Below are 18,167 nucleotides of genomic sequence, written 5' to 3'. Positions count from 1 at the left end.
GGCCAGGTAAGGGAACGGCTCCATCGCCCCGGTGGTGGCCAGCGGGAACAGCATGCCGGCGCCGAAGAAGAACAGCGCGGCCGGCACGATCAGCGTCCAGATGTTCATCACGCCGAACCAACCCGGGATCCACATCATTGCCCCCGCCAGCAGGCAGCTAATCACCGAATGCCACATCAGGGTGTGGAAGGTTTTGCCGTCGCGCCCGGCGTACCAGGCGCCGAAAAACGCCGCCGGGATCGGCAGTATGAACAGAATACTGACGGTCAGACCGCTCAACCCCAACACGCCGCCCATCAACACGCCGCAGCTGGCTTCGAATACCGCAATCCCCGCCAGTGCGCCGATCAGCATCACCAGGTAACAGCTGAAAGTGCTGTCTCCCAACAGTTGGCGGAAACTGGCCAACATACGGCGTTTCTCCGTCTGTACCGGACGGGTCTCCGGCAGCCAGCGGAACATGGCGAAAGCGACACAAGCGCACAGCGCCAACAGGAAGGCGTAACAGGCGCGCCAGCCAAACACCATTGCCAATGCGCCGCCAATCACCGGCGCCAGCAGCGGGCTGACCAAAATCCCCATGTTCAACAGGCTGTTGGCGTAGCGCAACGCGGTACCGGCATACAGATCGCGCGGCATGGTGCGCGCCATCACGCCCGCCACGCCGGTGCCCATGCCCTGAACGGCGCTGGCGGCCACCAACATCGTCAAATTGGTGGACAGCAGCGCGCCCAGTGCGCCGAACAGGAAAATCATCATGCCGGTCAGGATCACCGGGCGACGGCCGATACGGTCCGATATCGGCCCGTAAATCAGCTGGGAGAAGCCGTAGGTCAGCAGATATGCCGCCATCACCCGTTGCACGGCGCCGGAATGAACCGACAGATCGTGGGCGATATCAGCAATGACGGGAACATAAATGGTTTGTGCCATCTGGCCGACGGCGACCAACAGGACAAGCATCACCAGCAGGTGAAAATTCTCTAGTTTTCTCATTATCTTCGTTAACGTTTCAACTCGTCACAGCGTCCCGGAATGGCCGTTGCAGCAGCCAGAACGGCGAGCAGCCCTCTATGGCGGCATAAACTAATCAAATCTGATTTTTTTAGCGAGTTTCAGGCAGATATTGATCCAGGTCACACTGGCAGCAAACCCGACCAGGCTCGTAAATTAAACTGTACGTGTAACGCTTTGGAGTTAAAAATAGCGCCCTTGCAGTAGCCGCGCTTTAGCATTTAATCGATAATTATTTTCATCAACTTGAAATAAAATAACACCATAGGGATTTGGTTCATGAAGACACCCGAGCTGATTTTATTGCAGTTAAAGGCTCTCGGCCCGCACTCGGCCAAAATGCTGGCGGAGCGTCTGGACATCACGCCGATGGGCATCCGACAACATCTGCAATCCCTGGAAAAACGTGAGTTGGTTTGTTACGAGGAAGCGCGCAGCAAGGTCGGCCGCCCAACCCGCTACTGGTCGCTGACCGAACGAGGGCACGCCTATGCGGCCGACGATCAGGATCGGCTGCGGGAATCCGCTCTGCAGCTGTTCGGCGGCGCCGGCGTGGGGCCGTTGCTCAGCGCGCGCGAAGAGCAGCTTTATCTGCGCTATGCCGAAGAGCTTTCCGCCGAGCGCAGCCATCAGGGCCGCCTGGCCCGCCTGGTGCGCCTGCGGCAACACGACGGTTATATGGCCGAATTGCTCGACCATCCGCACGGCGCGCTGCTGGTGGAAAACCACTGCCCGATCGGCGTGGCCGGTTCCAGCTGCAGCAGCCTGTGCAATTCGGAGCTGCAGCTGTTTCACCGCCTGTTTGGCAATGATTACTGCATAGAACGCACCGCGCACGCCATTTCCGGCTCACGACATTGTGCTTATTTGATCCGACCACGGGAGCTTTAGAGTATGGCTGAATGGGTTAACGGTAAGGTTACACAGGTAAAACAATGGACCGACGGGCTGTTTAGCCTGGTGGTCAATGCCCCCATCGATCCCTTCACCGCCGGGCAATTCGCCAAGCTGGCGCTGGAGATCGACGGTGAACGGGTGCAGCGCGCCTATTCTTACGTCAATGCACCCGACGACGCCAACCTGGAGTTCTACCTGGTGACCGTGCCGGAAGGCAAACTGAGCCCGCGCCTCAACCAGCTGCAGCCGGGATCGGACGTGATGGTGACCAAAGACGCCGCCGGCTTCTTCGTGCTGGATGAAGTGCCCGACTGCGACACGCTGTGGATGCTGGCGACCGGCACCGCCATCGGCCCGTATCTGTCGATCCTACAGCAGGGCGCCGGCCTGGAGCGCTTTAAAAACCTGGTGCTGGTGCACGCAGCGCGCTTTGCGCGCGATCTGAGTTATCTGCCGCTGATGCAGCAACTGCAGCAGCGCTACAACGGTAAGCTGCGCATCCAGACCGTCGTCAGCCGCGAAGAGGCGCCCGATTCACTGACCGGCCGCGTGCCGGCGCTGATCGAAGACGGCCGGCTGGAGGCAGCGATAGGATTGACCATCGACGCCGAAACCAGCCACGTGATGCTGTGCGGCAACCCGCAAATGGTGCGGGACACCCAGCAAACGTTGAAAGACCACCGCCAGATGCGCAAGCACCTGCGCCGCAAACCGGGCCACATGACCAGCGAACACTACTGGTAACCCGGCGGGAATCAGCGGAACTTCACCGGTTCGGCTTCCGGGCCGAAACGGTTATCCCCCGGCGTGCCGACGAAGGCACCCAGATCGATCATCATCATCACGATAATCAGCGTCGGAATGAAACGCCCGACGCCCCATTGCCAGAGCGGCGCCAGCATCTGCCAGTTCCCCGCCGCCAGCATCCACGCCAGGATCAGCAACAGCGCCCACCAGCCGGCCTTGTTGCGATCGTGGAGGCGCTTGACCAGCACCGCCGCCGTCGGCCACAGCAGCGCGACGATAAAGAAAGCGATGGATTGAATGGCGACCAGTTGGTAATTGGCCAGCGTAAACGCCACCGCCATCAGCGTCAGCCACAGCCCCATCCAGATCCAGAAGTCGCGCCGCCCGATGCGGCCCTTAAAAGAAAAACACCACTGTTGTAACGTCATCGATTCCTGCGCTCTAAGCCTGCCCATATTCTGCGCCGCAGTGTAACATAGGCGCTGCCTGGCCGAGTTTTCCGCCTTGCATAACGCGGCGCGCCGCACAGCTTTCTCGTCAGCGAACCGATAATGACGTGGGATCTTTGACAAGGCCCGCGGGTTATCGCTTTAATCGGAGCCATCTTTGCCCTTGATGCCATACGCCATGCTGAGAAAAACCCTCGTCATCGCCTGCCTGCTGCAGGCTGCCGCCAGCGCCTGGGCCGATCCGCCGGCCGCCGATGCGACGCCCGCCGCTCCTTACCTGCTGGCCGGGGCGCCGACGTTCGATCTGACGGTGGTCAAATTCCGCGAAAAATACAATCGCGACAACCCGAAGCTGCCGATTGGCGAATTCCGCGCCATTCCCGCCACCGAAGACGATCCACCGCTGCTGACGCGCGCCGCCAGCAAACTCAACGAAAACCTGTACGCCTCCACCGCGCTGGAGAAAGGCACAGGCAAAATCAAAACGTTGCAGATCACCCACCTGCCGCTGCAACAGGCCAATGAAGAAAAAGCCGCGCGCGCCATCGCCATCAACTACATGGCGGCGCTGATGCGCCAGTTCGAACCGGCGTTGACGCTGGAACAGAGCCAAAGCAAGGTGAACGCCCTGCTGGAAAAGGGCAAAGGTTCGCGCTTTTACCAACGGCAGGTTGGCGCCATTCGCTACGTGGTGTCGGACAACGGCGATAAAGGCGTCACCTTCGCAGTTGAACCGATTAAGCTGGCGCTTTCCGAGCCGTAACGGCGCGGCATTTAATGACGAAAAGCAAAGCCTTCGCGCTTAATGATCTCTATACTGTTGGGCAGGTAAACTGCCGGTCCGGCAGTTGTCATTTCGACTCTCGCGTTCCCTAGTTGGAGGAAAAAACATGCGTCATCCATTAGTTATGGGTAACTGGAAGCTCAACGGCAGCACCCACATGGTCAACGAACTGATCGCCGGCCTGCGCAATGAGCTGAGCAGCGTTGACGGCTGTGGCGTTGCCATCGCCCCGCCGGTGATGTATCTGGATCAGGCCAAGCATGCGCTGGCCGGCAGCCGCATCGCGCTGGGCGCGCAGAACGTGGACGTTAACCTGTCCGGTGCCTTCACCGGTGAAGTTTCCGCCAACATGCTGAAAGACGTCGGTGCCCAGTACATCATCATCGGCCACTCCGAGCGTCGTACCTACCACAAAGAAAGCGACGAAGCGATCGCCGAGAAATTCGCCGTGTTGAAAGAAGCCGGTCTGATCCCGGTGCTGTGCATCGGTGAAACCGAAGCGGAAAACGAAGCGGGCAAAACCGAAGAAGTGTGCGCACGCCAGATCGACGCCGTGCTGAAAACGCTGGGCGCACCGGCAATGAAAGGCACCGTGATCGCTTATGAGCCGGTCTGGGCCATCGGCACCGGCAAATCCGCCACTCCTGCGCAGGCGCAGGCCGTGCACAAATTTATCCGTGACCACATCGCCAAGCACGATGCGGCGGTTGCGGCTGAAGTCATCATCCAGTACGGCGGTTCGGTGAACGACAAAAACGCCGCAGAGTTGTTCGCTCAGCCGGACATCGACGGTGCGCTGGTTGGCGGCGCATCGCTGAAAGCCGACGCTTTCGCCGTGATCGTCAAAGCCGCTGCCGCAGCGAAGAAAGCCTGATTACCTTAGGCTCTCGATAAAAAAACCCCGGCTTACCGGGGTTTTTTATTGCCGCTCAACCGGCATTAACGTTTGCTTATCTCGTCGAACACGCCGCCGGTGGCGAAGTGCACCTTTTGCGCTTCGGTCCAGCCGCCAAAGGTGTCATCCACGGTGAACAGTTTCAGCTGCGGGAACTGCCCGGCGAACTTGGCCGCCACCGCCGCATCGCGCGGACGGTAATAGTGCTGCGCCGCGATGGTCTGCCCTTCCGGCGAATACAGATACTTCAGGTAGGCGTTCGCCACGTCGCGGGTACCGCGTTTATCGACCACCTTATCCACCACCGACACCGTCGGTTCGGCCAGGATCGATTCGCTCGGGGTGATAATCTCGAACTTGTCTTTGCCCAGCTCTTTCTCCGCCAGCAGCGCTTCGTTTTCCCAGGCGATCAGCACATCGCCGATGCCGCGCTCAACGAAGGTATTGGTCGAGCCGCGCGCGCCGGAATCCAGCACTTCGACGTTCTTGTACAGGTTTTTGACGAATTCTTGCGCCTTGGCCTTATCGTTGTTGTTATGGTGCAACGCGTAGCCCCAGGCCGCCAGGTAGTTCCAGCGGGCGCCGCCGGAGGTTTTCGGATTCGGGGTAATCACCGACACGCCCGGTTTGATCAAATCGGGCCAGTCGTGAATTTGCTTCGGGTTACCTTTACGCACCAGGAAGACGATGGTCGAGGTGTAAGGCGCCGAATTGTCCGGCAGGCGTTTGATCCAGTCTTTCTCGATGCGCCCACGTTCGGCAATGGCGTCGACGTCATAGGCCAGCGCCAGCGTCACCACATCGGCCTCGATGCCGTTGATCACCGAGGTCGCCTGTTTGCCGGAGCCGCCGTGTGACTGACGCACCGTCACCTTGTCGCCGGTTTCCGCCTGATAATGCTTGCTGAATGCCGTGTTGTAAGCCTGATAGAACTCACGCGTCGGATCGTATGACACGTTCAGCAATTGAATATCCTTCGCCATGGCGCCGGACGCCAACAACACCAATGTCAGACCTACACCCCATTTACGCATCGACAGGCTCTCCCAGAAAATTAAGCGCAACCTCAATCGGTTGATTTAGCATCAGAGCCTGCCAGAAACTTTACCGGCAATTAAAGAATAAAAAAGTTAGGGATAGACGATTCTGGAATATGTCGCAGACAGGCATAAAAAAGCCCCCGCGAACGGAGGCTTTTGTCGTGCGGTGAGCGGCGTATCAGTACAGCTTTTTCGCCGTTTCCAGCCAATCGCCCTTGAACGGACGCTTCATGTTTTCGATCGCGTCGATGATGTCGTGGTGCACCATTTTTTCGTTCTGAATGCCGACGCAGCGGCCGCCGTAGCCCTGCAGCAGCAGTTCGATGGCATAAGCGCCCATGCGCGAGGCCAGGATGCGGTCATAAGCAACCGGCGAACCGCCGCGTTGGATATGGCCCAGCACGGTGGCGCGGGTTTCACGTTTGGTTTCCTGCTCGATATGGCGCGCCAGCTCATCGATGTCGCAAATGTGCTCGGTGATCGCCACGATGGCGTGCTTTTTACCCTTGGCGATACCGGCCTTGATTTCGCATACCAGATCTTCGCGATTGAATTCGATTTCAGGCAGCACGATGAATTCGCAACCGCCGGCAATCGCCGCCGCCAGCGTCAGATCGCCGCAGTAACGGCCCATCACTTCCACGATGGAAATACGCTGGTGCGAAGAGGAGGTGTCGCGCAGGCGGTCAATCGCTTCCACCACGGTTTCCAGCGCGGTGAAATAACCGATGGTGTAGTCGGTGCCGGCAACGTCGTTATCGATAGTGCCCGGCAGGCCGATGCACGGGAAGCCTTCTTCCGTCAGGCGTTTGGCGCCCATGTAGGAACCGTCGCCGCCGATCACCACCAGCGCGTCGATGCCGCGATTCTTCAGGTTTTCAATCGCCTTGGCGCGCACGTTTTCATCCCTGAACTCCGGGAAGCGGGCCGAGCCGAGGAAGGTGCCGCCGCGGTTGATCATGTCGGACACGCTATAGCGGTCCAGTTGCTCCATGCGATCTTCGTACAAGCCAAGGTAGCCATCGTAAATACCAAAAACTTCCAGACCTTCTGAAAGCGCAGAACGCACAACGCCGCGGATAGCAGCGTTCATACCCGGCGAGTCACCGCCGCTCGTCAGTACACCGATTTTCTTGATCATGACTACCTCTGAACTGTGTAGATGCAATTTCTTAAGAATTCTGTCTCCGCCGACCGTCTTGAAACCTCTCCGGCTGCAGAAAACCAGCTTTACGGCTTATTGCTGGATATTATATCAAAAACACCCAGCTGAATTGATTCAAGTCACGCAATATAACGGTAAAAACACCGCATGGCACGCTGAGCTAACTCAGATATTCATGATAATACTTCGATCTGTGCCTTGATCTGATTATAGCTCCCATTGCCCCTGCCTACCCGGCGGCACCACGGAGCACGGATCCAGATGAATGATAACGTCCGCCCCCGCAAAACGGTGCCGCAACGCCTGTTCCACCTGATCCGCCAACCGGTGCGCCTCACGCAGTGGCAGCGTGTCATCCATCTCCAAATGCAGCTGAATGAAACGCGTCGGCCCCGACTGGCGCGTACGCAGATCGTGCGCGCCCTTCACCCCAGGCCAGGAGGAAACCACCTCGATAATCGCCTGGCGCTCGTCATCCGGCAACGCCCGATCCAACAGCGACTGCACCGCTTCGTAACCCATGCGCAGCGCGCTATAGAGGATATAAGCGCCGATGCCCAGCGCAAACAACGCATCCGCCCGCTTGAAGCCGTACCAGCTTAGCCCAAGAGCGATAAGAATAGCACCATTCATCATGACATCTGACTGATAATGCAGCATATCTGCGCGCACCGCCTGGCTGCGCGTTTTTCTGACCACCCAACGTTGATAGGTGACCAGAATCAGTGTGCTGATCAGCGCGATCACCGTCACGACGACCCCAACGCCGGGATCGCGCAGCGTTTGCGGCGCATACAGATGCTGGAAGCCGGTGAGGAATAGAAACAGGGCGGAACCGGAAATAAACATGCTTTGCGCCAGCGCCGCCAGCGACTCCGCTTTGCCGTGGCCAAAGGTGTGCTCGGCATCGGCCGGCTGCAGCGAATAACGCACTACCAGGAGGTTGGTCAGCGATGCAGCGATATCAACCAGCGAATCCACCAGCGCCGCCAGCAGGCTGACCGAACCGGTGCGATACCAGGCGACGATTTTGATCAACAACAACGCCGACGCCAGCGCGGTAGCGGCCAACGCGGCGGACTTCACCAGGCGTGCATAGCGCTGTTCCATAAGGGCCCCCGGTCGAAAGGTGTGCCGCTCAATATAGCGAAATGTCGGATAAAAAAAACCCCGCCATCATGGCGGGGAAGACAGGGATGGTGTCTATGGCAAGGAAAAACAGGGGACTACTCAGTCGTACTTCACTTCTGGGCAGAAGCTTGTTGCAAACCAGAAATTTGTTGCTCCATCTGCTGCATACGCTGCTGATGTTTCTGGTCTAAAACACTTTTTTGCTCTGGCGTCAGCAGGTTATACATTTGGTTGCGCACCCGGGCCATTTCGACCTGGCGCTTAACCTGCTGTTGGGCCATCTTTTCCGCCTGGGCGTACACGGCGGCTTCATCAAATTTCTCTGCGGTCACCAGTTTATGCATGGCTTCCATTTCAGCTACATTGACACCAGGCAGATCGTGCCGGGCCTGGCGCATCAAATCGCGCATTTGCTGGCGCTGCTGTTCGCTGAGGCTGACACCGTCGAACATATGGTGCTGGCCGGGTATTCGGGTCATCGCGTCGTTGCCGGGAGGTTGGGCCGTGTCCGGTATAGTGTCGGCAGCGAAGGCAGCGGTAGAACCAATTGCCAGCAGTGATGCCATAACTAATGCGGTCACCTTACGCATTTCAACTCCTCAAGCTTTCTCACTTTGCGAATCAACGAGGAGCAGTGTACCGCCACACCTGAAAACCTGCGTCAGTGCATGTAAAACTACGTAAAGTCATGGAATGGCAACAGTTGATGACGTATTTTGCGTCTGGAGGTAAATCACAATGAACAAGATTCTGTTAGTTGACGACGACCGCGAGTTGACCTCGCTGTTAAAAGAACTGCTTGAAATGGAAGGTTTTAATATCGTCGTCGCACACGATGGCGAGCAGGCGTTGTCGCTGCTGGACAGCTCCGTCGATCTGCTGCTGCTCGACATCATGATGCCGAAGAAAAACGGCATCGATACGCTGAAAGAACTGCGCCAACATCACCAGACGCCGGTCATCATGTTGACCGCACGCGGCAGCGAGCTGGACCGCGTGCTGGGCCTGGAACTGGGCGCCGATGATTACCTGCCGAAACCGTTCAACGATCGCGAGCTGGTCGCGCGCATTCGCGCCATTCTGCGCCGTTCCAATTGGAGCGAGCAGCAACAGCAGGTCGACAGCGGCGCCCCGACGCTGGATGTCGATGGCCTGCAGCTGAACCCCGGCCGCCAGGAGGCCAGCTTCGACGGCCAGGTGCTGGATCTGACCGGCACCGAATTCACCCTGCTTTATCTGCTGGCGCAGCATCTCGGCCAGGTGGTGTCGCGCGAACTGCTGAGCCAGGAAGTGCTGGGCAAACGCCTGACCCCATTCGATCGCGCCATCGACATGCACATCTCCAACCTGCGGCGTAAGCTGCCGGATCGCAAAGATGGCCATCCGTGGTTCAAAACCCTGCGCGGGCGCGGTTATTTGATGGTATCTGCAACATGATCAACAGTTTGACGGCACGCATCTTCGCCATTTTCTGGTTTACGTTAGCCCTGGTGCTAATGCTGGTGCTGATGGTGCCCAAGCTCGACTCTCGCCAAATGACCTCGCTGCTCGACAGCGAGCAACGGCAAGGGTTGATGCTGGAACAGCACGTCGAGGCCGAGTTGCAAAACGATCCGGCCAACGATCTGATGTGGTGGCGCCGCCTGTTCCGCGCCATCGACAAATGGGCGCCGCCGGGCCAACGCCTGCTGCTGGTCACCAGCGAAGGCCGGGTGATCGGCGCGCAACGCAACGAAATGCAGATCGTGCGCAACTTCATCGGCCAATCCGACAACTCGGATCATCCGAAGAAGAAAAAGTACGGTCGCGTCGAGCTGGTCGGGCCGTTTGCGGTGCGCGACGGTGAAGACAACTATCAACTGTACCTGATCCGCCCCGCCAACAGCCCGCAATCCGATTTCATCAACCTGATGTTCGACCGGCCGCTGTTGCTGCTGATCGTCACCATGCTGATCAGCGCCCCGCTGCTGTTATGGCTGGCCTGGAGCCTGGCGAAACCGGCGCGCAAGCTGAAGAACGCCGCCGATGACGTGGCGCGCGGCAACCTGAAGCAGCATCCGGAACTGGAGGCCGGCCCGCAGGAGTTCCTGGCCACCGGCGCCAGCTTCAACCAGATGGTCAGCGCGCTGGAGCGCATGATGAATGCGCAGCAACGGCTGATCTCTGACATCTCGCACGAGCTGCGCACGCCGCTGACGCGTCTACAGCTGGCCACCGCGCTGATGCGTCGCCGCCACGGCGAAGGTCACGAGCTGGCGCGCATCGAAACCGAAGCACAGCGGCTGGATTCGATGATCAACGATTTGCTGGCACTGTCGCGCGGGCAGCAAAAAGGCGAACTGGCGCGTGAACAGCTGAAAGCCAACGAACTGTGGGCCGACGTGCTGGACAACGCCCGTTTCGAAGCGGAACAGATGGGCAAGCAGCTGGAGATCACCGCGCCGCCCGGCCCGTGGACGCTGTTCGGCAACGCGAGCGCATTGGACAGCGCGCTGGAAAACATCGTGCGCAACGCCCTGCGTTATTCGCATACCCGCATCGCCGTGGCGTTCAGCGCCGACAATCAGGGCGTGACCATTCAGGTTGACGACGACGGCCCCGGCGTCAGCGCCGAAGATCGCGAACAGATTTTCCGTCCGTTCTACCGCACTGATGAGGCGCGCGACCGCGAGTCCGGCGGCACCGGCCTCGGCCTGGCGATCGTCGAGGCGGCGGTCAACCAGCACCGCGGCTGGGTGAAGGCGGAAGACAGCCCGCTCGGCGGCTTGCGGCTGATGTTATGGCTACCGCTGCACCATCAACGCCTATCGGCTAAGACAGAACAGTAAGAGTTTGCTATCCTGCGCCCCTCGTTCACGAGGGGCCTGCAACATGCTGAACATCGTTTTATTTGAACCCGAAATTCCACCCAATACCGGCAACATCATCCGACTGTGCGCCAACACCGGCTTTAACCTGCATCTGATCGAACCGCTGGGTTTCCCCTGGGATGACAAACGCCTGCGCCGCGCCGGGCTGGATTACCATGAATTCACCCGCGTTCACCGCCATGCCGATTACGCCGCCTTTATCGCCAGCGAAAACCCGCAGCGGCTGTTTGCCCTCACCACCAAAGGCACGCCGGCACACAGCGCCGTCAGTTACCAGGCCGGTGATTACCTGCTGTTCGGCCCGGAAACGCGCGGATTGCCCGCCGATATTCTCGATGCATTGCCTGCACAGCAAAAGATCCGTATCCCGATGCAAGCGCAAAGCCGCAGCATGAACCTGTCGAACGCCGTGGCAGTGGTGGTTTACGAAGCCTGGCGGCAGTTGGATTACGCCGGGGCGCTGATCAAGGCGTAATCCGCGACGGCGCGCCATACTGGAAGAGTCATCGCTGCGATGATCTCTCCAGGAACGGCACATGGCTTTCATCGAGGATATCGTCACCCAACTTCGCCGGCTCGAGCTGGCGCTGAACGCGGCGCTGCTGCGTCTGCAGCGAGCGCAAGACGCCGAGGCGCTGCACGATTTGCGCGTCAGCCTGCGCCGTATCCGCAGCCTGCTGCGCCCCCTGCGCGGCTGCCCCGGCGCAACGCGGCTCGATCGGGCCGCCGCCGAGCTGGGCAAACTGACGACGCCATTACGCGATCTCGAAGTGCTGATCGCCGAGCTGGCGCGCCATCGCTTGTTTTGGCAGGCCAACGTGCGCCAGAGCAATCTGCAGGCCCGCTGCCGCCAACTGCTCGCAAACCCACAGCTCGCCGATTTTCCCTCGCTGTTGCACGCCTGGCCACGCCGTTTTCGCCGCACCGCCCGACGCCCCGCCAAACACCGCCTGAGCCGACGCCTGCAGCGCCAACAGCAGCAATTACGCCGAGCGCTGGCTGATACCGGCTACGATCGCCACCGCCTGCGGCTGCTGGTAAAACGCCTGCGCTACGCCGCCGAAGCCTATCCGCAACGCCTCCCCCTCTCTCCCGGCGCGACGGCGAGCCTGAAAGCGGCGCAAAGCGCCCTGGGCGACTGGCACGATCGGGAAGTTTGGTGTCAGCAGGCCGAACACCAGCCGGATCTCTGGCCGCTGCTGCCGCTGTGGCAATCTGAGCAACGGCAGGCGCTGACCAGAGCGGAAACCACGCTAGCCGCCTTATCACCGGCGCTGGCGGCGAAAACCGGCGGCGCGTCACGATCCTGAAAAAAGGTCGCGGCAGGGCACGCCCGGTGCCGAAAACACCCGCTGCGGCGCAGATAATGCGCTATGTTTTGTAAGGATAATCACCACTCATCATAGGAAACCATATGAAGAAACAACGCTTGAGCGTTGCCATAGCGGTTCTGGCAGCGGGCCTGTTGCTGGCGGGCTGTTCGTCCAAAGTCACCCAAACGACACAGTATTCGGGGTTCTTGTCCGATTACAGCAAACTGCAGGAAACCACCTCGCCAAGCGGCCATAAAACGCTGCGCTGGATAGATCCAAGTTACAAGGAATCCAACTATCGCGGCCTCTATTTCCAACCGGTGGTCTATTTCCCGACGGAGAAACCAACGGCGCGCGTCAGCCAAGCAACGCTGAACAAGATTAAGGCCTACGCGACCCAACGGATTAAAGCCGCGCTGCAGAACCGCTTTACCATTCTGCCAAGCCCGGCGGGCTCGCGCGTCCTGGTGGCCAAGCTCGCCATTACCGCCGTTTCCGCCGAAAACGAAGACATGAAATTCTATGAGGTGGTGCCGGTCGCCGCCGTGGTCGCCAGCACCATGGCCGCCACCGGGCATCGGACGCAAAACACCACGCTGTATATCGAAGGCGAACTGATCGACCAGGATACCGGGAAAACGGTCATGGAAGTGGTGCGCAAGGCCTACGGTAAAACCGTCAGCAACGACAGTACGCCGGTGACGGCGGATGACGTCAAGGCGGCGATCGACGACATCGTCACCGATATCACCAACTTCCCGAAACAGGGCTGACCGCCGCCTGAAAAGCACAGGGGGAGCCGAAGCTCCCCCTGAACGGACCCGCCGACGGCGCTCAAATGCCGTCGCCGTACTCGAAACCGTGATTGGTGCCGTTGAAGTATTGGTTCATCTCCATCGACGGCGTATCGCTCTCCGGCCGCCCGACGATGCGCGCCGGCACCCCGGCGGCGGTGGTGTGCGGCGGTATCGCCTGCAAGACCACCGAGCCCGCGCCGATCTTCGCGCCTTTGCCCACTTCGATATTGCCGAGAATTTTTGCGCCTGCGCCGATCATCACTCCTTCGCGGATTTTCGGGTGACGGTCGCCGCTGGTTTTACCGGTACCGCCCAAGGTGACCGACTGCAGGATAGAGACGTTGTTCTCCACCACCGCCGTTTCACCGATCACGATGCCGGTGGCGTGGTCGAGCATGATGCCGCAGCCGATGGTCGCCGCCGGGTGGATATCCACGCCGAAAGCGACGGAAATTTGATTTTGCAGGTAGATCGCCAGCGCTTGCCGCCCTTGCTGCCACAGCCAGTGGCCGATGCGGTAAGCCTGCAGCGCATGGAACCCTTTCAGGTAAAGCAGCGGCGTGGAGTATTTATCGACCGCCGGGTCACGCAGCCGCACCGCGAGAATATCGCGCGCCGCCGAGACGATCATCTGGTTGTCGGACTTGTAGGCCTCTTCCACCACCTCGCGCACCGCGATGGCGGGCATGATCGGCGTCGCCAGCTTGTTGGCCAACATATAGCTGAGCGCGCTGCCCAGATTCTCATGCTTGAGCAACGTCGCATGGAAAAAGCTGGCCAGCATAGGTTCACAATCAGCCAGTGCTCGCGCTTCTGATTTAATGCTGCTCCAGACCTGTTCCAACTCCTCTGACGACATCACACTCCCCCTCTGCCTTGCCAAACGGGCCGCTTCGCACGGTAGCGCGAGGCGGCCCAGGTCATTTGCGGGGTCAACATGCTGCCCCGACATTTCGTTTTAAGTCACGCGCTGGGTTTCTCGTCCTTTCGGGCTCGCCCCAGCAGGCTCAGCGCCGCTTCGCGGGCGTCCTTATGGCAATAAAGCACCTGATAAATCTGTTCGGTGATCGGCATTTCCACGCCGTAACGCTGCGCCAACGCCAACACCTCTTTGGTATTGCGATAGCCCTCGACCACCTGGCCGATGCTGTCCTGCGCTTCCTGCACGCCTTTGCCCTGCCCCAGCATAATGCCGAAGCGGCGGTTGCGCGATTGGTTGTCCGTGCAGGTTAGCACCAGATCCCCCAGCCCCGCCATGCCCATGAACGTCGAAGGATCGGCACCCAGTGCAGAACCCAGACGGCTCATTTCCGCCAACCCGCGCGTGATCAGCGCGGTGCGAGCGTTGGCACCGAAACCGATGCCGTCGGACATGCCGGCGCCGATGGCGATCACGTTCTTCACCGCGCCACCAAGCTGCACGCCGATAAAGTCGGGATTGCTGTAGACGCGGAAGCTCTTGCCGCAGTGCAGCAGCTGTTGCAGATCGTCGGCGAACTGCACATCGGTCGCCGCCAGCGCGATCGCCGTCGGCAGGCCGGCGGCCAGCTCTTTGGCGAACGTCGGCCCGGAGAGTACCGCCAGCGGGATCGCCTCGCCCAACGCTTCACGCGCCACGTCCTGCAGCAGCCGGCCGGTTTCCGCTTCCAGCCCTTTGGTGGCCCACACGATGCGGGCGTCCGGACGCAGATGCGGCTTCAGCTGGCGCAGCACGTCGCCGAACACGTGGCTCGGCACCACCACCAGCACGTCGCGGCTGGCCGCCAGCGCACGCGCCAAATCGGCTTCGAGCAGCAGCGTATCGGGGAAAGGAACGTCGGGCAGAAACGCCTGATTGCAGCGATCTTGCTGCAACGTTTGAATTTGCGCGGGGTTATGCCCCCACAGCACTACGGTGTGGCCGTTACGCGCCAGCGTAATGGCCAATGCGGTGCCGTACGAGCCGGCACCGATTACGGTCATTGAAGCATTGACGGTGTTCATCAGGCATCCTGATGTGGTGCGGCACCTTCGCCTTCCGCCTGCTGCTGCAGATAGTTCATGAACAGCGCGTCAAAGTTGACCGGTGCCAGGTTCAGCTGCGGGAATGTGCCGCGGGAAACCAGGCTGGTGATGCACTCGCGCGCATACGGGAACAGGATGTTCGGGCAGTATGCACCCAGGCAATGCGCCAGCTGCGTGCCTTCGATGCCTGCTACCGAGAAGATGCCCGCCTGCTGCACTTCGCACAGGAACGCAGTCTCTTCGCCCAGGGTCGCCGTCACGGTTACGCGCAGTACCACTTCATACACTTCGTCAGCCAGCTGGCTGGACGCGGTATCCAGATCAAGTTTAACTTCCGGCTGCCATTCCTGCTGGAAAACCTGCGGCGCGTTCGGCGCTTCGAAGGAGATGTCCTTGGTATAAATGCGTTGGATCTGGAAAGCCATTTCGGTGCTGTTTTGTTCTGACATGTGAGTAATACCCTTGGTTAAACGTCCTTATTGACACTCGGTGAGCCGGCAAGCTGCTTAAAGCAGCGGATCCAGGCCGCCGCGAGCATCGAGTTCATATAAATCATCACAGCCGCCGATATGCCGGCCGTCGATGAAAATCTGCGGCACGGTAGTTCGCCCGCTGCGCTCGATCATCACTTCGCGCTTGGCGTTATCGCCGTCGATGGCGATCTCGTTAAACGCCGCGCCCTTGCTGTTCAACAGCGCCTTGGCGCGATGACAGAACGGGCAAGTCGCTTTGGTGTAGATATCAATGTTAGCCATGGATTGCCACCTCAAATAGGTTAAACGGTTACTTACCGCGCACCAGCGGCAGATTTTCCCCGCTCCAGCCGGAGATGCCGTCTTTCAGCACCGTCACTTTTTCAAAACCGGCCTTGCTCAGGTTCTCCGCCGGCTCGCGGGAAGCGGTGCCGTTAGCGCACACCACAATGATCGGCTGCGCTTTGTGTTTTTCCAGCTCGCCCAGGCTGCCGTTTTTGATTTCGCTGGCGGTCAGGTTGATGGCATTGGCCAAGTGGCCACGGCGGAAATCGTCGCGGCTGCGGGTGTCGACCACCACGGCTTCTTCTTTGTTGATCAGGCGAATAGCTTCACCGCGGGCGATCTCTTTGACCTTGGAGAAACGGCTTTTGAAGGTCATGACGATCACGGCGACCAGCAGAGCGATCCAAGCCAGGCTCAGAATAGGGTGTCTGCTTACGAATGGCATAATTTCTTGCAGCATGGGGTGTAACAACTCCCGTCAGTTAAGGGACAAATAAGTCAAGGTTCCAGAGTATACCTGCCGAGTGCGGCAAATACAGCCAATAAGCAAGCGCGATTGTAGAAACTGCGGGCTGCGCTGAGAAATTCCCGACGTCAGAGCATAAAAGCCCGCGCGATTCGCCGCAACCTTGATCTCTTTGGGCTATTTATCGCCGCCGGCGGTGTAAAATCAGCCGGTTTTTCGAGGGCGAACAGCCATGCTTGTGGCGGGCGCATGGCTATTCGCAGCTTAAAAAGTTCATAAGAGGTCAATGCAATGTCGAGCAACAAAAAACCGATGGTACTGGTGATCCTGGACGGTTACGGCCACCGTGAAGAGCGGCAGGACAACGCGATCCTGAACGCCGGCACCCCGGTGATGGATCGCCTGTGGCGGGAGCAGCCGCATACGCTGATCGCCGCTTCCGGGCTGGATGTCGGCCTGCCCGACGGCCAAATGGGCAACTCCGAAGTCGGCCACGTCAACCTGGGTGCCGGGCGCATCGTGTACCAGGATCTGACCCGGCTGGATAAAGCGATCGCCGACGGCGACTTCTTCGCCAACCCGGTGCTGACCGCCGCCGTCGATAAGGCCGTAGCGGCCGGCAAGGCGGTACACATCATGGGCCTGCTGTCGCCGGGCGGCGTGCACAGCCACGACGAGCACATCCTGGCCATGATCACGCTAGCCGCCCAGCGCGGCGCCAAAGCCGTCTATTTGCATGCCTTCCTCGACGGGCGTGACACGCCGCCGCGCAGCGCCGAAGCCCCACTGCAACGCTGCCGCGACGCCTTCGCCACGTTGGGCGTCGGCCGCATCGCCTCGCTGATTGGCCGCTACTACGCGATGGACCGCGACAACCGCTGGGATCGCGTGCAGCTGGCCTATGACCTGCTGACCGCGGCCAAAGGCGACTACGTGGCCGAGGATGCGATCGCCGGCCTGCAGGCCGCCTATCAGCGCGGTGAAAACGACGAGTTCGTCAGACCGACCGTGATCCGCGCCGCCGGTGAGGCCGATGCCGCGATGCAGGACGGCGACGCGTTGATCTTCATGAACTTCCGCGCCGACCGCGCGCGCCAGATCACCCGCGCCTTCGTGAACGCGGATTTCGACGGTTTCCCGCGCGCCAAGCAGGTGCAGTTCGGCGATTTCGTGATGCTGACCGAATACGCCGCCGACATCGCGACCGCCTGCGCCTATCCGCCGGCGTCGCTGGCCAACACCTTCGGCGAATGGCTGATGAAGCACGACAAAACCCAGCTGCGCATCTCGGAAACCGAAAAATACGCCCATGTCACCTTCTTCTATAACGGCGGCGTAGAAGCGCCGTTCAAGGGTGAAGACCGCGTGCTGGTCAACTCGCCGAAGGTCGCCACCTACGATCTGCAGCCGGAGATGAGCGCCGCCGAGCTGACCGACAAGCTGCTGAGCGCCATCCGCAGCGGCAAGTACGACGCCATTATCTGCAACTACCCGAACGGCGACATGGTGGGGCATACCGGCGTGTATGAAGCGGCGATAAAAGCGGTGGAAACGCTGGACGCCTGCATCGCCCAAGTGGTTGACGCAGTGCGCGACGTCGACGGGCAACTGCTGATCACCGCCGATCACGGCAACGCCGAGCAGATGCGCGACCCGGCCACCGGCCAGGCGCACACCGCCCACACCAGCCTGCCGGTGCCGCTGATTTACGTCGGCAAACCGGCGCAAGCGGTCGAAGGCGGCAAGCTTTCGGACATCGCGCCAACCCTGTTAACGCTGATGGGAATGGAAATCCCGCAAGAGATGACTGGTAAGCCGCTGTTCATCGTGGAATAAT

At 59.9% G+C, this 18,167-nt stretch carries 21 protein-coding genes; 10 read left to right on the top strand and 11 right to left on the bottom strand.

The genetic code is table 11. The features are described 5' to 3' along the window. Nucleotides 1-996, bottom strand: a 996-nt coding sequence (emrD, locus tag BHU62_RS18870) for a multidrug efflux MFS transporter EmrD (protein WP_073533510.1), incomplete at its 3' end; no start/stop codon positions are given. A gap of 297 nt (nt 997-1,293) precedes the next feature. Between emrD and BHU62_RS18865 the strand changes: the two genes are divergently transcribed. Both BHU62_RS18865 and fpr read left to right on the top strand, forming a co-directional pair. Further along, nucleotides 1,294-1,905, top strand: a complete 612-nt coding sequence (locus tag BHU62_RS18865; RefSeq protein ID WP_073533493.1) for a helix-turn-helix transcriptional regulator — start codon at nt 1,294-1,296, stop codon at nt 1,903-1,905. Between the two features lie 3 nt (nt 1,906-1,908). Next, nucleotides 1,909-2,655, top strand: a complete 747-nt coding sequence (fpr, locus tag BHU62_RS18860) for a ferredoxin--NADP(+) reductase (protein ID WP_073533491.1) — start codon at nt 1,909-1,911, stop codon at nt 2,653-2,655. 11 nt (nt 2,656-2,666) lie between these two features. On the opposite strand, the gene BHU62_RS18855 is transcribed toward fpr, so the two are convergent. Next, complete coding sequence (locus tag BHU62_RS18855; protein ID WP_073533487.1) at nt 2,667-3,086, bottom strand: DUF805 domain-containing protein; 420 nt, start codon at nt 3,084-3,086, stop codon at nt 2,667-2,669. 199 nt (nt 3,087-3,285) lie between these two features. On the opposite strand from BHU62_RS18855, the gene BHU62_RS18850 reads away from it, so the two are divergent. Next, nucleotides 3,286-3,870, top strand: coding sequence for a DUF1454 family protein (locus BHU62_RS18850; RefSeq protein ID WP_073533484.1), 585 nt, complete (start codon nt 3,286-3,288; stop codon nt 3,868-3,870). Between the two features lie 127 nt (nt 3,871-3,997). Further along, nucleotides 3,998-4,765, top strand: coding sequence for a triose-phosphate isomerase (gene tpiA / locus BHU62_RS18845; RefSeq protein WP_073533481.1), 768 nt, complete (start codon nt 3,998-4,000; stop codon nt 4,763-4,765). Between the two features lie 65 nt (nt 4,766-4,830). Here the strand turns inward: tpiA and BHU62_RS18840 are convergent, their stop codons facing one another. The 4 genes from BHU62_RS18840 to cpxP all read right to left on the bottom strand — a co-directional run bounded on the left by BHU62_RS18840 (nt 4,831) and on the right by cpxP (nt 8,712). Beyond that, nucleotides 4,831-5,820: a sulfate ABC transporter substrate-binding protein gene (locus BHU62_RS18840; RefSeq protein WP_073533476.1), complete on the bottom strand. Its 990-nt coding sequence runs from the start codon at nt 5,818-5,820 to the stop codon at nt 4,831-4,833. 184 nt (nt 5,821-6,004) lie between these two features. Beyond that, complete coding sequence (gene pfkA, locus BHU62_RS18835; protein WP_004931116.1) at nt 6,005-6,967, bottom strand: 6-phosphofructokinase; 963 nt, start codon at nt 6,965-6,967, stop codon at nt 6,005-6,007. Between the two features lie 231 nt (nt 6,968-7,198). After that, the gene (gene fieF / locus BHU62_RS18830) at nt 7,199-8,101 is read right to left on the bottom strand and encodes a CDF family cation-efflux transporter FieF (RefSeq protein ID WP_073533474.1); all 903 of its coding nucleotides are present in this window, start codon (nt 8,099-8,101) and stop codon (nt 7,199-7,201) included. Nucleotides 8,102-8,232: 131 nt separating this feature from the next. Continuing rightward, nucleotides 8,233-8,712: a cell-envelope stress modulator CpxP gene (cpxP, locus tag BHU62_RS18825; protein ID WP_004931122.1), complete on the bottom strand. Its 480-nt coding sequence runs from the start codon at nt 8,710-8,712 to the stop codon at nt 8,233-8,235. A 148-nt stretch (nt 8,713-8,860) separates the two neighbouring features. Here cpxP and cpxR point away from each other — a divergent pair, with 148 nt between their 5' ends. The 5 genes from cpxR (at nt 8,861) to BHU62_RS18800 (ending at nt 13,078) form a co-directional block, all read left to right on the top strand. Beyond that, complete coding sequence (gene cpxR, locus BHU62_RS18820; RefSeq protein WP_004931124.1) at nt 8,861-9,559, top strand: envelope stress response regulator transcription factor CpxR; 699 nt, start codon at nt 8,861-8,863, stop codon at nt 9,557-9,559. Then, the gene (gene cpxA, locus BHU62_RS18815) at nt 9,556-10,950 is read left to right on the top strand and encodes an envelope stress sensor histidine kinase CpxA (RefSeq protein ID WP_073533472.1); all 1,395 of its coding nucleotides are present in this window, start codon (nt 9,556-9,558) and stop codon (nt 10,948-10,950) included. Before cpxR ends, cpxA begins: the two co-directional genes overlap by 4 nt. A 43-nt stretch (nt 10,951-10,993) precedes the next feature. Continuing rightward, a complete protein-coding gene (gene trmL / locus BHU62_RS18810; protein WP_073533470.1) occupies nt 10,994-11,467 on the top strand; it encodes a tRNA (uridine(34)/cytosine(34)/5-carboxymethylaminomethyluridine(34)-2'-O)-methyltransferase TrmL in 474 nt (157 codons plus the stop codon). Between the two features lie 61 nt (nt 11,468-11,528). Next, nucleotides 11,529-12,302 carry a CHAD domain-containing protein gene (locus BHU62_RS18805; protein WP_073533468.1) on the top strand — a complete coding sequence of 258 codons (774 nt, stop codon included), beginning with the start codon at nt 11,529-11,531 and terminating at the stop codon, nt 12,300-12,302. A 104-nt stretch (nt 12,303-12,406) separates the two neighbouring features. Beyond that, entirely contained in the window at nt 12,407-13,078 is a 672-nt protein-coding gene (locus tag BHU62_RS18800; RefSeq protein WP_073533466.1) for a DUF3313 domain-containing protein, read from the top strand. Between the two features lie 61 nt (nt 13,079-13,139). Here BHU62_RS18800 and cysE read toward each other — a convergent pair whose 3' ends face one another. From cysE to BHU62_RS18775, 5 genes are all read right to left on the bottom strand, one after another. Further along, on the bottom strand, nt 13,140-13,961 hold the full coding sequence (gene cysE, locus BHU62_RS18795) for a serine O-acetyltransferase (protein WP_073533465.1): 822 nt from the start codon (nt 13,959-13,961) through the stop codon (nt 13,140-13,142). 104 nt (nt 13,962-14,065) lie between these two features. Next, nucleotides 14,066-15,085: an NAD(P)H-dependent glycerol-3-phosphate dehydrogenase gene (gpsA, locus tag BHU62_RS18790; protein ID WP_073533463.1), complete on the bottom strand. Its 1,020-nt coding sequence runs from the start codon at nt 15,083-15,085 to the stop codon at nt 14,066-14,068. Further along, nucleotides 15,085-15,555 (bottom strand): protein-export chaperone SecB, encoded by a 471-nt coding sequence (gene secB / locus BHU62_RS18785; protein ID WP_004931139.1) that lies wholly within the window; start codon nt 15,553-15,555, stop codon nt 15,085-15,087. Before secB ends, gpsA begins: the two co-directional genes overlap by 1 nt. Before the next feature lie 57 nt (nt 15,556-15,612). After that, complete coding sequence (gene grxC, locus BHU62_RS18780) at nt 15,613-15,861, bottom strand: glutaredoxin 3 (RefSeq protein ID WP_004931142.1); 249 nt, start codon at nt 15,859-15,861, stop codon at nt 15,613-15,615. A 28-nt stretch (nt 15,862-15,889) separates the two neighbouring features. Further along, nucleotides 15,890-16,324, bottom strand: coding sequence for a rhodanese-like domain-containing protein (locus BHU62_RS18775; RefSeq protein WP_073533461.1), 435 nt, complete (start codon nt 16,322-16,324; stop codon nt 15,890-15,892). Between the two features lie 297 nt (nt 16,325-16,621). Here BHU62_RS18775 and gpmM point away from each other — a divergent pair, with 297 nt between their 5' ends. Beyond that, the gene (gene gpmM / locus BHU62_RS18770) at nt 16,622-18,166 is read left to right on the top strand and encodes a 2,3-bisphosphoglycerate-independent phosphoglycerate mutase (protein ID WP_073533459.1); all 1,545 of its coding nucleotides are present in this window, start codon (nt 16,622-16,624) and stop codon (nt 18,164-18,166) included. The last annotated feature ends 1 nt before the right edge of the window (nt 18,167 follow it).

Origin of the sequence: Serratia marcescens (assembly GCF_001902635.1) — a bacterium.
GTDB classification, from domain to species: domain Bacteria; phylum Pseudomonadota; class Gammaproteobacteria; order Enterobacterales; family Enterobacteriaceae; genus Serratia; species Serratia marcescens_F.
Note: the sequence above shows the minus strand (reverse complement) of the source record. Positions and strands in the feature narration are given on the sequence as shown.